This is a genomic window from Dermabacter sp. HMSC06F07 (assembly GCF_001807345.1).
GTDB lineage: Bacteria > Actinomycetota > Actinomycetes > Actinomycetales > Dermabacteraceae > Dermabacter > Dermabacter hominis.
Window position 1 is genome coordinate 221,150 of record NZ_KV788588.1, and the last position, 17,614, is coordinate 238,763.

General features: G+C 63.9%; 13 protein-coding genes and 1 pseudogene. 5 read left to right on the plus strand and 9 right to left on the minus strand.

The window, feature by feature from the left end:
* Nucleotides 1-6 precede the first annotated feature (6 nt).
* The 4 genes and pseudogenes from HMPREF3157_RS08110 to HMPREF3157_RS08125 form a co-directional block, all read right to left on the minus strand.
* Nucleotides 7-966 carry a heme o synthase gene (locus HMPREF3157_RS08110; RefSeq protein ID WP_070436066.1) on the minus strand — a complete coding sequence of 320 codons (960 nt, stop codon included), beginning with the start codon at nt 964-966 and terminating at the stop codon, nt 7-9.
* A gap of 138 nt (nt 967-1,104) precedes the next feature.
* Nucleotides 1,105-2,090, minus strand: a pseudogene (locus HMPREF3157_RS08115) (IS481 family transposase).
* Nucleotides 2,087-3,331, minus strand: coding sequence for an MFS transporter (locus HMPREF3157_RS08120; protein ID WP_016664599.1), 1,245 nt, complete (start codon nt 3,329-3,331; stop codon nt 2,087-2,089). Before HMPREF3157_RS08120 ends, HMPREF3157_RS08115 begins: the two are co-directional and overlap by 4 nt.
* Nucleotides 3,328-4,980 carry an ABC-F family ATP-binding cassette domain-containing protein gene (locus HMPREF3157_RS08125; protein ID WP_016664600.1) on the minus strand — a complete coding sequence of 551 codons (1,653 nt, stop codon included), beginning with the start codon at nt 4,978-4,980 and terminating at the stop codon, nt 3,328-3,330. Before HMPREF3157_RS08125 ends, HMPREF3157_RS08120 begins: the two co-directional genes overlap by 4 nt.
* A 432-nt stretch (nt 4,981-5,412) precedes the next feature.
* Here HMPREF3157_RS08125 and tkt point away from each other — a divergent pair, with 432 nt between their 5' ends.
* From tkt to aroD, 5 genes are all read left to right on the plus strand, one after another.
* Complete coding sequence (gene tkt / locus HMPREF3157_RS08130; protein WP_016664601.1) at nt 5,413-7,512, plus strand: transketolase; 2,100 nt, start codon at nt 5,413-5,415, stop codon at nt 7,510-7,512.
* A 54-nt stretch (nt 7,513-7,566) separates the two neighbouring features.
* Nucleotides 7,567-8,670 carry a transaldolase gene (gene tal / locus HMPREF3157_RS08135; protein WP_016664602.1) on the plus strand — a complete coding sequence of 368 codons (1,104 nt, stop codon included), beginning with the start codon at nt 7,567-7,569 and terminating at the stop codon, nt 8,668-8,670.
* Between the two features lie 87 nt (nt 8,671-8,757).
* On the plus strand, nt 8,758-10,296 hold the full coding sequence (zwf, locus tag HMPREF3157_RS08140) for a glucose-6-phosphate dehydrogenase (RefSeq protein ID WP_016664603.1): 1,539 nt from the start codon (nt 8,758-8,760) through the stop codon (nt 10,294-10,296).
* Nucleotides 10,293-11,990, plus strand: coding sequence for a 6-phosphogluconolactonase (gene pgl / locus HMPREF3157_RS08145; RefSeq protein WP_070436067.1), 1,698 nt, complete (start codon nt 10,293-10,295; stop codon nt 11,988-11,990). Before zwf ends, pgl begins: the two co-directional genes overlap by 4 nt.
* Nucleotides 11,991-12,045: 55 nt before the next feature.
* On the plus strand, nt 12,046-12,822 hold the full coding sequence (gene aroD / locus HMPREF3157_RS08150; RefSeq protein ID WP_070436068.1) for a type I 3-dehydroquinate dehydratase: 777 nt from the start codon (nt 12,046-12,048) through the stop codon (nt 12,820-12,822).
* 160 nt (nt 12,823-12,982) lie between these two features.
* On the opposite strand, the gene secG is transcribed toward aroD, so the two are convergent.
* The 5 genes from secG to whiA all read right to left on the minus strand — a co-directional run bounded on the left by secG (nt 12,983) and on the right by whiA (nt 17,614).
* Entirely contained in the window at nt 12,983-13,225 is a 243-nt protein-coding gene (gene secG / locus HMPREF3157_RS08155; protein ID WP_061211971.1) for a preprotein translocase subunit SecG, read from the minus strand.
* A 108-nt stretch (nt 13,226-13,333) separates the two neighbouring features.
* Nucleotides 13,334-14,116, minus strand: coding sequence for a triose-phosphate isomerase (tpiA, locus tag HMPREF3157_RS08160; protein WP_083288160.1), 783 nt, complete (start codon nt 14,114-14,116; stop codon nt 13,334-13,336).
* 2 nt (nt 14,117-14,118) lie between these two features.
* The gene (gene pgk / locus HMPREF3157_RS08165) at nt 14,119-15,315 is read right to left on the minus strand and encodes a phosphoglycerate kinase (protein ID WP_070436069.1); all 1,197 of its coding nucleotides are present in this window, start codon (nt 15,313-15,315) and stop codon (nt 14,119-14,121) included.
* A gap of 147 nt (nt 15,316-15,462) precedes the next feature.
* Nucleotides 15,463-16,467, minus strand: a complete 1,005-nt coding sequence (gene gap, locus HMPREF3157_RS08170) for a type I glyceraldehyde-3-phosphate dehydrogenase (RefSeq protein ID WP_061211973.1) — start codon at nt 16,465-16,467, stop codon at nt 15,463-15,465.
* 163 nt (nt 16,468-16,630) lie between these two features.
* Nucleotides 16,631-17,614: a DNA-binding protein WhiA gene (gene whiA, locus HMPREF3157_RS08175; protein ID WP_016664610.1), complete on the minus strand. Its 984-nt coding sequence runs from the start codon at nt 17,612-17,614 to the stop codon at nt 16,631-16,633.

The window sequence follows — 17,614 nt, forward strand, 5'->3', positions numbered from 1 at the left end:
GTCTCTCTACAGCACCACGAAGGGGTCGATGGCAAGCGCAACGAACACGAGCGTGAGGTACGTGATCGACGCGTGGAATACCCCCATGGGGTTGAGCTTTGAACCGGTCATACCGCGCCGCACGCGAACCGCGTATCGCACAACCAGGAACAAGAACCAGCCGCCGAACACGATCGAGCTCACCGTGTACACGATGCCGGTGGGTGCGAGGGGGATAATCGCAAATGAGCACAGCAGCATCATGACCGTGTGGAACACCATGTGCTTCGCGACGGTCGTGCGCGAGCTCACGACAGGGAGCATAGGAACCTCGGCGCGCGCGTAGTCCTGCGTAAAACGCTCGGCGAGCGGCCAGTAGTGCGGCGGCGTCCAAAAGAAGATCACGAGGAAAAGAAAGAACGCGCTCCATGAAACGCCCCCCGTGACAGCTGACCAGCCGATCAATACCGGCATGCAGCCCGCAATCCCGCCCCACACGATGTTCTGACTCGTGCGGCGCTTGAGGATCATCGTGTAAAACACGACGTACAGCAGGATCGCGCCGAGCGCGAGGAGTGCCGAAGGCGCGTTGACAAACGCCCACAGGTACACCACCGAGAGCGCGCACAGGGCGAGCCCGAACGCGAGAGCAGCCTGCGGCGAAACCTCACCCGTGACGAGCGGGCGGTTCTTCGTGCGCTTCATCTTCGCATCGATGTCGCGGTCCAGATACATGTTGAGGACGTTCGCGCCACCGGCGGCGAGGTAGCCGCCCACCATCGTGTTGAGGATCAGCAGCCACGACGGGAAACCACCGGCCGCGAGAAACATCGTGGGGATAGTGGTGATGAGCAAGAGCTCAATAATGCGCGGCTTTGTGAGAGCAACGTACGCGAGGAGGGTACGGCGGAGCGAGCGGTCACTTCCGCCTCCATGCTGCGCCGTCGCCTCATGGGAAAGGGTGGTCGTGCCGGGGCTCTGATTCACTCGCGTTCCTCGATTGCGTGGACGAAAAGGCTGGGGAGGGCCTTGTGATCGGGATTGACCACAGCGAAGGGCCTAACGTCCCTCCACAATAGTCGCCCGGGAGGCCGGGAGCCAGGATCTCTCGGGTAAGTCACGCCACTAGATGTACTGCTCGGGGACGTTGATCAATCGTGAGAACGGCGGCTGGTTGTCGCAGGCCGTGTGCGGGCGGTGCTGGTTGTACTGGTGCAGCCAATCCGGCAGGGCGTCGCGTCGTTCTTGCTCGCTGGTGTAGCAGCGGGCGTAGGCCCACCCGTCGGCCATGGTCCGGTGGAAGCGCTCTACCTTGCCGCTGGTCTGCGGCCGGTACGGACGCGTCCGCATCGGGGGGATCGAGAGGGCCTCGCAGGTGTCCCGCCACAGGTGCGAGCGATAGGCGCCACCGTTGTCGGACAGCACCCGCTCTACGGAGACGCCGCGATCGGCAAACCACGCCACAGCCCGATGCAGGCCCCCGACCGCGGTGACGGCGGTCTCGTCGTCGTGGACCTCGGTGTACGCGACGCGGGAGTGGTCGTCAATGACGGTGTGCACGAACGCGTACCCGAGCCTGGGGTTGTGCCACTTGCTCTTCGGCTTACCCGGTGTCGCCGTTCGGTTGTGGTCGCCTTGGCGGCGGCCGACGTAGCGCCAGCCGCCACCGTCGGGGATGTTCCCGAGCTTCTTCACGTCCACGTGGACCAGGGAGCCGGGGTGGGGTGTTCGTACCGGCCGATCGGTTCGCCACTCTCGCGGTCCACGTAGGAGAGCCGGTTCAGTCGGGCACCGGCCAAGATGCGGTGGACGGTTGAGGGCGCGATGCCGAGTCGGGCGGCGAGCTGCACGGGGCCCTCACGCAGCCGTATCCGCAGGCTGACGCACCGCTTCGTCGTCGCCTTGTCCGTCTTGTTCGGTGAGGTCTTCGGCCGGGACGAGCGATCCTGCATCGACTCGCCGGCGCGATAGCGGTCGACCCACCTCTTCACGGTCGGCCAGGAGACCTTGAAGCGAGCGGCGACTTCGCTGATGGGCCTACCGTCGTCGACGACGAGCTGAGCCACCTTGAGCCGGTGGCGAGGTGTCAGGGTGGCGTTGGCGTGCATCACTCCTCACCTGCTGCGACGGGCGTCGTCCGCGGCGTTCGGAGTTGCCCAAGGACTGCAAGGAGGATCGTCGTGGCGAGCGGCACGAGTCCGGCGGCGATGAACAAGCTGGCAGCGGCGATGTGTCGGCTGAGGAGTCCGGTGAGTGCGATGGACAGTGGCATGAAGGCGATGGAGATGAAGAAGTCGAGGCTGGCGACTCGGCCGAGCATCTCCAGCGGTACGTGTTCCTGCAGGACCGTGCCCCAAATGACCATCCCGACTCCGATCGACGCACCGTAGACCGCCAGTCCGGCGCTGATGATCCACGGATTGTTGGTGAATGCGGAGATGGCCAGTGGAAGGCAGCCGAGTGCCCATGCGCCGACCATTACGGGCAGGAAGTGTGAGGGGGTGGGCCATGAGCCGGCGACGAGGGAACCCACCAGGCCGCCGACGCCCAGAGCTCCGAGGACGACTCCGTACACAGCCGGACCGTTGTCATGGGTCGAACGTACAAGCGCGGGCAGGAGAACTTCCAGCGGGCCGGTCACGGCCAGGCCCATGGCGGCCGCCAACAGCACGCTGGAGCGAACCCAGCGCGTGCGGGCGACGTAGCCGAACCCGTCGAGCAGGTCCCGCAGCGCAGAGGTGGCCGGAGCTTCGGCGTCGGTCTCGGCTGAGCAAGGGGCAGGAAGCCGCAGGGCGGCGATCAGGGCGAGTCCGACCGCGCCGGCGATGAGGTACCCGCCCGCGGCGGGCACGCTCGCGCCGATGACGGCACCGACGACACCGGGGGCGAGGGTCTGTCCTACCAGCGGCCGGGTGGTCCCTTCGAGCCCATTGACGGCCATCAGGTCGTCGCTTCCCACGAGGACGGGCACGAGCGCGGTGTAGGCCGGGAAGAAGAAGGCGGTCGAGACGCCGATGATGAACGCGGACACTGCCAGCATCCAGAAAGTGGCCGCGTCGAAGATGGCGGCGGTGGAGGTCGTCGTCGAGGTGGCGAGGTTGACAGTGAGGACGCCGACGATGACGGACTTCTTGGCGACGCGGTCCGCAAGTACCCCGGCGGGCAAGGAACCTGCGAGCAGGCCGATGCCGCTCCACGCCACGACACCCGACAAGGTGGCCGCCGTGGCGCCCAGGTCGAGGGTCTGCATGGCTAAGTAGAGGGCCCAGGCACCCTGGGCGAAGACGGTGAGCACCATCGCTGCAAACAGCGGTCGGTAGCCGGGGACGGACAAGGGGCGAAGGGGGTTCATGGCAGGTCCTTTGGGGCAAGGCTGAGGTGGGGCCAGTCGGTGAGGTCGTCGAGCATCTGCCGGTCGTGCGTGGCGACGATCGTGGCGCAGGAGGTCCGCAGGAGCTCGGTGGTGATGTCGTCGACGAGGCTCGATGACAGATGGTTGGTGGGCTCGTCCAGGAGCAACAGGTCCGGGTCCACCGCCAGGCACATGGCCAGATGGAGGCGGCGTTGTTGCCCTTGCGACAGGTGCCCCACGGGTGTGCGGGTTGCCGCGGGCTCAAGCAGCCCGAGTGAGCCGAGGGAGGGTGCCTGTGATCGGCGGCCCTGCGTGGCCAGGTACGTCTCGTAGACCACGTGTGCGGGGAGGGCGTCGTCCCAGTCAGGGACCTCTTGAGACAACAGGGCGACGCGCACCCTCGGGTTCACCCGCAGCTGGCCTGTACTCGGGGCCAGTCGCCGACCGAGAAGCCCCAACAGTGTGGACTTCCCAGCACCGTTCGGCCCGGTGACCACCAACCGGTCTCCACCGCTGATGTCCACCGAGACCGGGGTGGTCAACTGGTCAGTCACGGTGAGCATGGAGGCGTTGACGATGTTCTGACCGGTCCGCGCTGACGATATGGGCCATGCCAACCGCAGCGGTGGCTCTGGCACGTCGATCTGATGACGCTCTAGGTCCACGATGCGGCGGTTGAAAGCCTGGACCACCCCGGCAGCGCGCGTAGCCCGTTGGTGCTTGCCCGTTCCCTTGTCGGGTCGCCAACCGCCTTGCGACAGGCGGGAGCGTGCGTCGTCGGCGGCGCGGGTCAGTTCCTGATGCCGGGCGACCTGGGCGGCATAGTCTTGCTCCCAGGCGGCCCGTTCTCGTTGCCGCCCTTCGATCCAGCCCTCGTAACCGCCCGCGTAGGTGCGCGGAAGGCCATCGCGGGTCGGGTCGAGGTCCAGGAAGCTGGTCGCCACGTCGCGCAGCAGGGCGCGGTCGTGGCTGACTAAGGCCAGGCCACCGGGGTGGTGCCGCAGGCGCTCAGTCAGGAACGACAGCCCTGCCGCGTCCAGGTGGTTGGTGGGCTCGTCCAGCAGCAACAGGTCAGGGGTCGATCCGAGGGCGACCGCCAGCCGTACCCGGTACCGCTGACCGACCGACAAGGTCGACAGGACCCGATCGCGGTCGCTACAGGCGTCCAGGCCCGCCAGGGCGATGTCAACACGGCGGTCTGCATCCCAGGCGTCCAGCCGCGTGGCCGCCTCGAGTGCGGCGGAATAGGCGTCGGCCGCGTCATCGCCCGCGGCCAGCGCCGCGGTAGCCACGTCGAGGGCCTGCAGAGCGGCCCTGGATGGGGCGGTAGCCTCGGCAATGAGGTCACCGACCGTGCGATCGCCCTCGGTGGCCATGTCCTGTTTGACCAGGACGAGGGAACCCACCCGGGTCACCACTCCCGAGTCGGGTTTCAAGATCCCCGCCAGTATGTGGAGCAAGGTGGTCTTGCCCCGGCCGTTGTCGCCGACGATCGCCAGTCGCGACCCGGTGGAGACGGTGACGTCAGTCCCACTCAGCAGCGGCCTGTCGCCGAGTGTCAGGTGGAGTGATTCAGCGCGGATGTGTGCAGCGGATCCTTGGGATGTCCCGATCCAAGCACATGACTGTAAAGGTTCTGTGGTTGGCATTGTGTACTCTCAGCTCGTCATGGAGCCGGGCACCACGAAGCGGCCGCCCGGCAGATGGCCAGGACGGCAGACGAGAGGTCATAAGGGGTCCCGCCGCCGTCAGCGGACGGAACGCAGCTTCATCGAGGCGATGCCTGAGTACATGCGGCCGAGGATACAGAGACCGGGCGATGCCACGCAAGTCAACTAACGTCCCCGGTCAGTGCAACTAGACGTCCAGGTCCGACGCTTGCCGAGCAGCCGTCGGACCCACACGGCACAGCTGCGTGCCGGCGCCGCCGCTGAGCCCTTGTTTCCTGCATTTCCTGAGACAGCAGTCACCTATCCTCCAATTTCGCGCGATACTATCAACACGATTTTGGCCCCTCGCGCCGATCCGGTCCCGCCCTCGGCGCTTGAGATGGATCAACCGATGGAAGGGAAAGAACTTTCGTGAGTAGCAATTTCGTAGCCCCCGAGGGCTGGAGCGATCTCGACAAGCGTGCCATCGACAACGCGCGGATCCTCGCCGCGGAAGCCGTACAGAAGGTCGGCAATGGGCACCCGGGCACGGCTGTGAGCCTCTCCCCTGCTGCCTACCTCCTGTACCAGGACATCATGAACCACGATCCCAAGGATCCGGACTGGTTCGGCCGAGATCGCTTCATCCTCTCGTGCGGTCACACGAGCCTCACGCAGTACCTCCAGCTCTTCCTCGGCGGCTTCGGCCTCGAGGTTGAAGACCTTCAGGCGCTGCGCACCGAGGGCTCGAAGACCCCGGGCCATCCCGAAAACTTCCACACGGCCGGTGTCGAAATGACGACGGGTCCGCTCGGCCAGGGAATTGCATCGTCCGTAGGCTTTGCCATGGCGCAGCGCCGCGTTCGGGGCCTCCTCGATCCCACCGCCCCCGCCGGCGAGAGCCCGTTCGACACCTTCACCTACGTGATTGCATCCGACGGCGACCTCGAAGAGGGCGTGAGCCACGAAGCCTCCTCCCTCGCCGGCACGCAGCAGCTCGGCAACCTCATCGTCATTTGGGACGACAACGAGATCTCCATCGAAGGCGATACCAACATCGCCTTTACCGAGGACACCGCCGCCCGCTACCAGGCCCTCGGCTGGGATGTGCGCACCGTGGACTGGACCAATGGCGGCACCGAGTACGTCGAAAACCTCAAGGAGCTGAAGGACGCAATCGTCGCCGGCCAGCAGGTCACTGACAAGCCGACCTTCATTCGCCTCCGCACCGTGATCGCATGGCCGACCCCCGGCAAGTCCGGAGACCACGCTGCTCACGGATCCGCACTTGGCGATCAGCCCATCGCCGGGCTCAAGGACATCCTCGGTTTCGATACCGAAAAGACCTTCGAGATCGACGAAGAAGCTCTCGCACACGCCCGCGCCCTCATCGAGCGCGGTGCCCAGAAGCATCGCGAATGGGATGCCAAGGTGGAAGAGTGGCGCGCCGAGAATCCCGATGCCGCGGCGCTGTACGACCGCTTGATCGCCCGCGACCTTCCCACGGATCTCGACGAGGCGCTGCCGGTCTTTGAGGCCGACGAGAAGGGCCTCGCGACCCGCGCTGCCTCCGGCAAAGTCCTCTCTGCCCTCGCTCCCGTTCTTCCTGAACTGTGGGGTGGATCGGCTGACCTCGCGGGCTCCAACAACACGACTATGGCGGGCGAGCCGTCGTTCATTCCTGAGGCCAACCAAACCAAGGACTTTTCGGGCAGCCCGTACGGCCGCACCCTCCACTTCGGTATTCGCGAGCACGCGATGGGCGCCATCCTGAGCGGAATCTCGCTCTACGGCCTTACACGCCCGTATGGCGGCACGTTCTTCCAGTTTGCCGACTACATGCGCGGCTCGGTGCGCCTCGCCTCGCTGTGCAAGACTCCCGCGATCTACGTGTGGACACACGACTCAATCGGCCTCGGCGAAGACGGCCCCACCCACCAGCCTGTCGAGCACCTCGCCGCCTACCGCGCAATCCCGAACCTCTCGATCGTGCGACCGGCTGATGCGAACGAGACTGCTCAAGCGTGGAAAGCGGTCCTCAAGCGCGACGAGGGTCCCGCTGGTCTGATCCTCACGCGCCAGGGTGTTCCCACCTTTGACCGCGAGGAGTATGCGAGCGCGGACAACCTCGACAAGGGCGCCTACGTCATGAAGGACGCTTCCAACGGTGAGCCCGAGGTCATCCTGATCGCGACGGGTTCCGAGGTCCAGCACGCTGCAGGCGCGCAGAAGCTACTTGAAGCCGAAGGCATTCCCACGCGACTCGTGTCGATGCCCTGCGTCGAGTGGTTTGACGAGCAGAGCGAGGAGTACCGCGAATCGGTTCTTCCCAGCACCGTCAAAGCGCGCGTGAGCGTCGAAGCCGGGATCGCGATGCCCTGGTATCGCTTCCTCGGTGACGCAGGACGCGCAGTCTCGCTCGAGCACTACGGTGAGTCGGCATCGGGCTCGCTCCTGTTCGAGAAGTACGGTTTCACGGCCGAAAACGTTGCGGCGAAGGCGAAAGAATCCCTCGCTGCAGCTCGTAAGTAACCGCCAATCAATCGGATACTCAGCTCAACCGAACACCTCCCGAAAGGTTTTGCCATGACCGAACTGACGCAAAAGCTCAGCGACCTTGGCGTCTCCCTCTGGCTCGACGATCTCTCCCGTGCACTCATCGACACCGGAGACCTCGAAAAGCTCATGAGCGAACGCAACATCGTCGGTGTCACCACGAATCCCGCGATCTTCAAGGCGGCCATCGCGGGCAAGTCGGATTACGACCGTGCAATCGCCGACGCGGCTTCGCGCGGCCTCGATGCCGATGCAATCATCACGGAGCTGACGACGCGCGATGTGCGCGATGCATGCGACGTATTCGCGCCGACCTACAAAGCTTCGAACGGCTTCGACGGTCGAGTGTCGATCGAGGTCGATCCGCGCCTCGCGCACGAGGAGGACGCGACCGTCGAGCAGGCGAAGTCCCTTAGCGCACTCGTGGACCGCGAGAACGTGATGATTAAGATCCCCGCGACCGACGAGGGCCTCCCGGCGATCACCCGTGCGATCGCTGAGGGCATTAGCGTGAATGTCACGCTCATCTTCTCGCTCGAGCGCTACCGCCAGGTGATCGATGCCTACCTCAGCGGACTCGAGAAGGCAGCAGAAAACGGCGTGGATCTCTCACGCATCCACTCGGTGGCCTCCTTCTTCGTGTCCCGCGTGGACAGCGAAATCGATAAGCGCCTCGAAGCCATCGGCGGCGATGCCCTCGACCTTCTCGGCAAGGCCGGCCTCGCCAACGCGCAGGCTGCGTTTGCCGAATACCTCGAGTATGTCGGCTCCGATCGTTTCGCCGCCCTCAAGGAAAAGGGCGCGAATCCGCAGCGCGCCCTGTGGGCATCAACCGGCGTGAAGAACGAGGCCTATCCCGACACGATGTACGTGGACCGCCTCGTCGGCAATCCGGTCGTCAATACGGTTCCAGGTAAAACCCTCGAAGCCGTTGCCGACCATGCCCGTATCGAGGGCCCCCTCACCGAGAGCGACCTCTCCGCCGCACGCGAGACCCTCGAAACCATCAGCGCCGCCGGAATCGACCTCGACGATGTCTTCGCCGTGCTCGAACGCGAAGGCGTCGAAAAGTTCGAGGCCGCTTGGGAGGACCTCCTCTCGGCGGTTCGTGACGCCGCCTCGGCCGCACAGTAACACCCCTTTACGCGCCGTGCCCGCGCCCCGTCCTTTGGGTGCGCGGGCACGGCCGCGACAGAAGTCAATACCTACCAAAGGACCATAGTGAGGCAGAACGAAGCTGCACCAGGCAACCCTCTGCGCGATTCGCGCGACCGTCGCCTCCCCCTCATCGCTGGACCGTGCTCGGTCGTCATGTTCGGAGTCACGGGCGACCTCGCCCGCAAAAAGCTCCTTCCCGCAATCTATGACTTGCACAATCGCGGTCTACTCCCCCCGGCGTTCGGCCTCGTGGGCTTCGGTAGACGCGACTGGAGCCACGACGACTTCGCCGATTACATGCGCGAAAGCGTAGAGAAGTACGCACGCACCCCCTTCAACGAGCACGCGTTTGAACAACTCAGAGGCGGCCTTCGATTCGTCACGGGTGCCTTTGATGACACTGAAGCCTTCGAAGAACTCACGCGAGTGGTAAGCGAGCTCGACGACTCGAGGGGAACGGGCGGCAACCATGCCTTCTACCTCTCCATCCCGCCCAGCGCCTTCCCTCAGGTCGCGGAACAACTCGCACAATCGGGCCTCAACACTCCCTCCGAACATTCGTGGCGGCGCGTCGTCATCGAGAAGCCCTTCGGGCACGACCTCGAAAGCGCACGAGAGCTCAACGACATCGTCGAAAAAGTCTTTAAGCCCGAAGAAATCTTCCGAATCGACCATTACCTCGGTAAGGAAACGGTGCAGAATCTGCTCGCGTTCCGATTCGCGAACCAGATGTTCGAGCCCGTGTGGAACTCGCGCTATGTCGACCACGTGCAGATCACGATGGCTGAGGACATCGGGATCGGCACCCGCGCCGGGTACTACGACGGTATTGGAACCGCGCGCGACGTCATCCAGAACCACTTGCTCCAGCTTCTTGCCCTGACGGCCATGGAAGAACCCATCACGTTCGATGCTGCCGAGCTTCGTAATGAAAAAGAAAAGGTCCTCGCCGCAGTCGAACTGCCAGAGGATCTCGCCGAAGGCACCGCCCGTGGTCAGTACGTCGGCGGCTGGCAAGGCGGCGAACAGGTCAACGGCTACCTCGAAGAGAACGGTATCTCGCCCGACTCGACTACCGAGACTTTCGCGGCGATCAAGCTCAAGGTCAATACTCGCCGCTGGGCCGGCGTGCCGTTCTACCTCCGTGCGGGCAAGCGCCTCGGGCGGCGCGTCACGGAAATCGCGATTGTCTATAAGCAGGTGCCGTTCCTTCCCTTCCGCGATACCGACACCGTAGACCTCGGCCAAAACGCGGTCGTCATCCGCGTCCAGCCGGATGAAGGTGTGACAATGCGTTTTGGCTCGAAGGTTCCCGGTACCCAAATGGAAGTGCGCGATGTCAACATGGACTTCGCGTACGGATCGACATTCACGGAGGAATCCCCCGAGGCCTATGAACGCCTCATTCTTGACGTTCTGCGTGGCGCTCCCCCTCTCTTCCCCCGTCAAAAGGAAGTGGAGCTCTCCTGGAAGATCCTCGACCCCATCCTCGAGTTCTGGGATGAGCATATGCCGCCCGCCCCGTACCGTTCAGGCACATGGGGCCCGCAGACTGCACACGACATGATGGCCCGCGACGGCCGCACTTGGAGGCGTCCATGATTTCGACACTTGAGAACACGACAGCTTCGCAGATCGGCGCTAAGCTTCGCGATTTGCGCGAAGAGGACGGACTCATTTCCCTCAACCGCGTCGCGACGCTCGTCATCGTGACGCACACCGGCTCGCTCGACGAGCCGATCCAAGCCGCGGTGCGGGCAAGCCAAGAGCATCCAGCACGGATCATTGTGATCGTGACCGAGCACGACTCGGATCGCGATGCCCTCGATGCGGAAATCCGGGTGGGTACGGATGCCGGCGCGGGCGAGGTCATCATTTTGCGCGCGCACGGACGCGTGAATGCTGGCCTCGACACGCTCATCACGCCGCTTCTACTTCCCGATGCCCCCATCGTCACGTGGTGGCCTTACACTCCGCCGGCCTCACCGTCGCAGGATCCGCTCGGTGCAATCGCGCAGCGCCGCATCACCGACGTCTACCAGTGTGAAAGCCCGAAGTCGTCCCTTCTGCGTCTCGCCCGCGGCTACAAGTCGGGCGATTCCGATCTGTCGTGGTCGCGCATCACCAACTGGCGCGGTCTCGTCGCAACCGCGTACGACTACCCGCCCGCAGGTACGCCGAAAGCCATCACTATCGAAGGGCTCGAAAACAATCCGTCGTCGCTGCTCATGCAGGCCTGGCTCCAGCGCTCGCTCGGCGAAGATGTTCCGGTCGAATTTAAGGTCGTCAAAGCCGATCACGGCCTGAGCGCCGTGACCCTTCACCGCGACGACGGCGATATCCGCCTTATGCGCTCGAGTGAGGAGGGCATCACGATGAGCCTTCCCGGCAACAATGACGACCAGTTCGTGACGATGCCGAAGCGCACCATGTACGACCTGCTGAGCGAGGAGCTTCGCCGTCTCGACCCCGATGACGTGTACGGCGATGTCCTCGCCGCGGCATTCCCGCTGACCGGTGACCCGAACAGTTTCGCGGTGGGCAAGCCCGAGTCGTCCAACGTTGTCTCGGACGATATGGATGCCGTCGTGAAGGCCGTGGCGAAGGATGCCGTGGCTCGGATCGCCGCCGCTATTGAGGAGCGCGGTATCGCCCACCTCGTTCTCACGGGCGGGCGTGCAGGAACGGCGACGGCGGAGCGCATCGCTATCTCGCTTGAGTTCGCTGAGGTCGACACGTCGAAGCTGCACGTCTGGTGGGGTGACGAACGCTTCGTCGCGACGAAGTCCTCGGACCGCAACGATCGCCCCGTGATCTCGGCGTTGACGACCGGCGCGGGTATCCCCGTGTACAACGTGCATACGATTCCCGGTTCCGACGCCGGTATGAGCCTTAATGAGGCGGCCGCGTGGTACGGGCAGCAGCTCACGATCCAGGGAAGCGATTCAGCGTTCACGACACAGGGCGAGGCCTACTTCGATGTGCTTTTGCTCGGGGTCGGCCCTGACGGCCACGTCGCCTCGCTTTTCCCGGAGCACCGGGATGCTCGGGCGACATCGGCCTACGCGGTTCCCGTGCGCAATTCCCCGAAGCCACCGTCGGAGCGCATTTCGCTTTCTTGGCCTGTGCTCAATAGCGCGCGTCACGTGTCCTTCCTTGTCGCGGGTTTCGATAAGGCGCAGGCGGTAAAGACGGCGCATGGGAAGGTCGATGCTGCGGCCTGCCCGGCCTCGGCGGTGCGGGGTACGGAATCGACGACGTGGTTCCTGGACAAGGAAGCAGCGCACTTCCTGTAAGCCACGAGTGCGAGCCACAGCTGTGGATCGCGGTGAAGAAAGGCGAACGAAAGTCATGACGACGGGCGTGATGATTGGCGAAGTCAGCCTCGGTGAAGGCCACAGGACGGCGATCATCGCGCCCGTGCTCGGTTCAAGCGTGAGCGTACTAAGGGAGCACGCGGCGCTGGCGCGAGAGGTACCCGTGGACATCCTCGAGGTGCGTCTCGATCATCTCCTGGGCGGGGCCGACGTTCCCTTGGCCCAGGCCGAGAGCACCATTATCGATGCGCTCCGCGCTGTTCGCGCGGCCGCTCCCTCGCATCCGCTGCTCGCGACGATCCGCACCGCGAGCGAGGGTGGCACGTGGAGCGTTACCGACGACGTTTACGCCGAACTGCTCGGGGCAATCGCGAAATCCGGTCTCGCCGAGGCACTCGATGTCGAGATCGCGCGGCATCCCGCTGCCATCAGCTCCGTTCTCGAAGCTACCGAGACCTCTGGCATTCCCGTTGTCCTCTCGCGTCACTACTTCGAGTCCACTCCCCCGCGCGAGGCGATGCTCGCGATGCTCGAATACATGACGACCCTCGCACCCCCGCAGCGGGCCATCGCGAAACTCGCGGTGATGCCGCAATGTCCCGAGGATGTCCTCGCCCTTCTCAGCGCAAGCCTCGACGCGAAGAGGCGCCTTGAGCACCCGCTCATCACGATAGCGATGGGGCATCTAGGCAGGGTAAGCCGGCTCGCAGGCGAAGTATTCGGATCCGACGCAAGCTTTGCCACCGTCGGAGCTCAATCCGCCCCGGGGCAGCTCAGCGCCAGCACCCTCGCGCTTTTGCTTGATCGGTAGTCTTTCTTTCCCGGGGCCCACTCCGATCAGCCGATTGAAGGGGCGCAGAGGAGAGTGAAAACTGGCTCGAGGGAAAGAAAAACACCCGGGTGACATCGAAGTACACCCGGGTGCAAAAAGAATCAGTGTGGGAGAAACGGCGCGAGGCGCGCCAGGATCCCTACATGAATCGCTCAACCACGGCGATACCGATCGCCGAGCCAAGCCACACCACGCCCACGACGGTCGTAATGATGTTGAGGTTGCGTTCCGCAACGCCCGAAGAGCCCGCACCGGTCGAAATGCCGCCGCCGAACATGTCGGAGAGGCCACCGCCACGCCCCTTGTGCATGAGGATAAACATCATGAGCAAGAGGCTCGTGATCGCAAGAACCACGAAGAGAGCGATCTTGAGAATTTCCATGACCGGGAGATTCCTTCGGTTGACATAGGGGAAACGAGGTTAACAATACGCTACACGGCCCAGCGTAAGGCCGAGCCGCGTAGCGAGGTTCTCACTTCGTGAGGGAAATCAATCAGCGACGTTGTAGGTGGCGATCTTCGCGAACTCATCGGCCTTGAGCGATGCACCACCAACGAGTGCACCGTCAACGTCAGCCTGCTGCATGAGGTCAACGATCGAGGAGGACTTCACGGAGCCGCCGTAGAGCACGCGCACCGAATCGGCAACCTCGTCGCCGAACTTCGTACGGAGCAGATCGCGGATCTCGCAGCACACTTCCTGCGCGTCTTCGCTCGTCGCGACTTCGCCGGTGCCGATCGCCCACACGGGCTCGTAGGCAATGACGATCTTCTTGACGTCCTCGGCCGAGAGGCCTTCGATGCCACCTTCGACCTGAGCGAGGGTGTATTCGACGTGCTTGCCGGCCTTGCGCTCCTCGAGCGGCTCGCCTACGCAGAGAATCGGCGAAAGATCGTTCGCGAGTGCAGCCCTGACCTTGGCATTGGTCACCTGCTCGGTCTCGCCGTGGTACTGCCGGCGCTCCGAGTGGCCAACAGCTGCGTAGGTTGCACCGAGAGCCTTGAGCATCGCGCCCGAGACTTCGCCCGTGTACGCGCCAGATTCGTGCTCGGAAATGTCCTGACCGCCGTACACAATCCCGGAACCCGAACCATCGAGAACAGTCTGAACAGTGCGGATGTCAACAAACGGAGGAAGAACAGCAACCTCGATGGCATCGGCCTTGTGGCCGGCCTCCTTGAGGTTCTCGACGAGGTCCTCAAGGAGCGCCTGCGCCTCGATGTAGGTGAGGTTCATCTTCCAGTTGCCTGCAATAAGCGGTGTACGAGTCATGATCACTTCTCCTCAAGAATGGCGATACCCGGCAGCTCCTTGCCCTCGATAAGCTCGAGGCTCGCACCGCCACCGGTGGAAATGTGCGAGTAGCGCGCTTCGTCGAAGCCGAGGTTGCGGATCGCGGACGCGGAATCGCCGCCACCCACGACCGTGTAGCCCGGGCAGTCGGCGAGCGCTTCGGCGATAGCTTTGGTGCCGTCTGCGTAGAGTTCAAACTCGAATACGCCCATCGGGCCGTTCCAGAAGACCGTGCCGGCATCGCCGAGCTTCGAGGCGAACAGCTCGCGGGTCTTCGGGCCGATGTCGAGGCCTTCCTTTTCGGCCGGGATTTCGTTCGAGGGCACGACGTCGGCGGGGCCGTCCGGCCCGAAGTTCTCGGACACGACGTTGTCGACCGGAAGGACAATCTCGACGCCCGATTCCTCGGCGCGCTTGAGGTAGCCCTTCACCGTCTCCACCTGGTCATCTTCAAGGAGCGACTTGCCTACCTCGTGGCCAAGGGCCTTCTGGAAGGTGTAGCTCATGCCGCCGCCGATCAGGAGGCGATCGGCTTTCCCGAGGAGGTTATCGATCACGCCGAGCTTGTCGGAAACCTTCGAGCCGCCGAGAATCACGACGAACGGGCGTGCCGGCTCATCGGTCACCTTGCGAAGCGACGCGACCTCCTTTTCGACGAGCGAGCCCGCCGCAGCCGGCAGGAGCTTAGCCACGTCGTACACGGACGCCTGCTTGCGGTGGACAACACCGAAACCGTCGGAAACGAAGGCGTCAGCGAGCGCGGCGAGTTCCTTCGCGAAGGCCTCGCGCTCTGCCTGGTCCTTGCTCGTTTCGCCGGCGTTGAAGCGGACGTTTTCGAGAACGGCCACATCGCCGTCGCCGAGGCTTTCGACCGTCTGCTTGGCGCTCTCGCCAACGGTGTCCGTCGCAAACGCGACCGGCGCCTCGAGGAGCTCGCTCAGCCGATCCACGGCGGGCTTGAGGGAGAACTTGGGATCCGGCGCGCCCTTGGGACGGCCGAGGTGAGCGGTCACAATGACACGCGCGCCCTTCTCGCGAAGAGCGTTGATGGTCGGCAGCGAAGCACGAATACGGCCATCATCCGTGATGGTCGTGCCGTCGAGCGGAACGTTGAGATCGGCGCGTACGAGAACGCGCTTGCCGGCGAGATCGCCGAGTGAATCGATGGTCTTAAGCATGGGTCACATCCTCATAAAAAGGGCGGGGTGGCGATTGCGCACCCCGGTGGGGCCTTTCAGCCCCAGGTGAACGAAGGGCCCGCGCCCACAGCGCTGCCGTGACGCGGACCCTTCGTTGAGGTACTCAAGAATGAGCGGAGGGGAGAATCAGAGCTTCTCGCCCATAAGGACGGTCAGGTCAACGAGGCGGTTCGAGTAACCCCACTCGTTGTCGTACCACGACACGACCTTGACCTGGTTGCCGATGACCTTGGTGCAGCCGGCATCGAAGATCGAGCTGTGCGGATCGGTCTCGATGTCCTTCGAGACGATCGGATCCTCGGTGTAGGCGAGAACGCCCTTGAGCGGGCCCTCTGCGGCCTTCTTCACGGCAGCGTTGATCTCCTCGACGGAAACCTCGCGCTCAGCCTCGAAGGTGAGGTCGACGACCGAGCCGGTCGGCGTGGGAACGCGGAGCGCGTAACCGTCGAACTTGCCCTTGAGCTCGGGGAGCACGAGAGCAACCGCAGCAGCGGCGCCGGTCTTCGTGGGGATGATGTTGAGGGCTGCGGCGCGAGCACGGCGCAGGTCCTTATGGGGCGCATCGAGGATGCGCTGGTCACCCGTGTACGCGTGCACCGTCGTCATAAGGCCCTTGACGATGCCGAATTCATCGTTGAGAACCTTTGCGAGCGGGGCGAGGCAGTTGGTCGTGCACGAGGCGTTCGAGACCACGTGATGGTTCTCAGCGTCGTAGTCGCCCTCGTTCACGCCAACGACGAAGGTCGCGTCAACGTTCTTGCCGGGAGCCGAGATGATGACCTTCTTGACGGTATCGCCGAGGTGAGCCTTGGCCTTCTCAGCATCGGTGAAGAGACCGGTCGACTCAACGACGACCTCAGCGCCAACCGACGCCCAATCGATAGCAGCCGGATCCTTTTCCGAGAACACCTTGATCGACTTGCCGTCGATGGTGATCGAATCCTCGGTGGACTCAACCTCGCCGTCGAAGCGGCCAAGGATCGAGTCGTACTTCACGAGGTGCGAGAGGGTCTTGGTGTCGGTGAGGTCGTTGACAGCAACGATCTCGATGTCGGCGCCCTGCTCGAATGCAGCGCGCGCGAAGTTACGGCCGATACGACCGAATCCGTTAATACCAACCTTTACGGTCACAGTTCCTCCTTGGTGCACGGCGGCGTTTCCGCCGTGTGGGACTGGGCTTCGCGCACCTCCTTGTACGCATGGATCCCGCGTGTGCGGGTTGGCTCGATTCTATCAACATTGTGATGCGAGGCTCATAGGAACCTGGGGAGCCACAAGCGGCTCAGCGCGCTTTTTATTCCGCATCTAACATTTCGGGACCAAGGTTTGCCTCGGTTCCAGGAATGCCGCGTTCCTCGGCAGTTTTATCAGCGAGGGCGAGAAGCCGACGGATCCTCCCTGCCACGGCGTCCTTGGTCATGGGCGGATCGGCGAGTTGGCCGAGTTCCTCGAGACTTGCCTGACGGTGTTCGAGGCGGAGAAGACCTGCGGCACGTAAGTGATCGGGAATGTCGTCGCCGAGAATTTCGATCGCCCTTTCGACGCGGGCGCCTGCGGCAACGGCGGCACGCGCCGACCGGCGCAGATTTGCATCGTCAAAATTGGCGAGGCGGTTTGCGGTCGCCCGCACTTCCCGCTTTGAGCGCTTGTCGTTCCAGAGCGCCGCAGTTTTTTCGGCCCCCATGAGCGCGAGCATGTGGCCGATTGCTTCGCCGTCGCGAATCACCACGCGGTCTGTCCCGCGTACTTCTTTCGATTTCGCTTGGATGCCGAGCCTCCGGGCCGATCCCACCATCGCGAGTGCGACTTCGGAGCCGGGGCACGTGAGTTCAAGCGCGGCACTTCGGCCTGGTTCGGTGAGACTTCCGTGAGCGAGGAAAGCTCCTCGCCATGCAGCAGCCTGATCCTCTGTGCTCCCGCCAACGACGAGCGGCGGCAGGCCCCGTACGGGCCTCGACCGCGCATCGAGAAGGCCGGTTTGTTTCGCGAAGATCGCGCCATCGGAAAGCACGCGCACGATGTAGCGCGTCGAGCGTCGGATCCCCGACGCAGCGAGGACGGTGACTTCGCTCGGGTGCCCGTAGAGATCGGCGACGTAGGTCTTGAGTCGGCGGGCACTCGCCGACTGGTCGAGTTCGGCCTCGATCGACACCCGGCCACCAACGAGGTGGAGGCCTCCCGCAAAGCGCAAAAGGGTCGCCACCTCGGCTTTACGTGCGCTTACGCGAGTCACGTCGAGGTGGGAAAGCTCCTCCTTGACATCGGCAGTCAGGGCCAT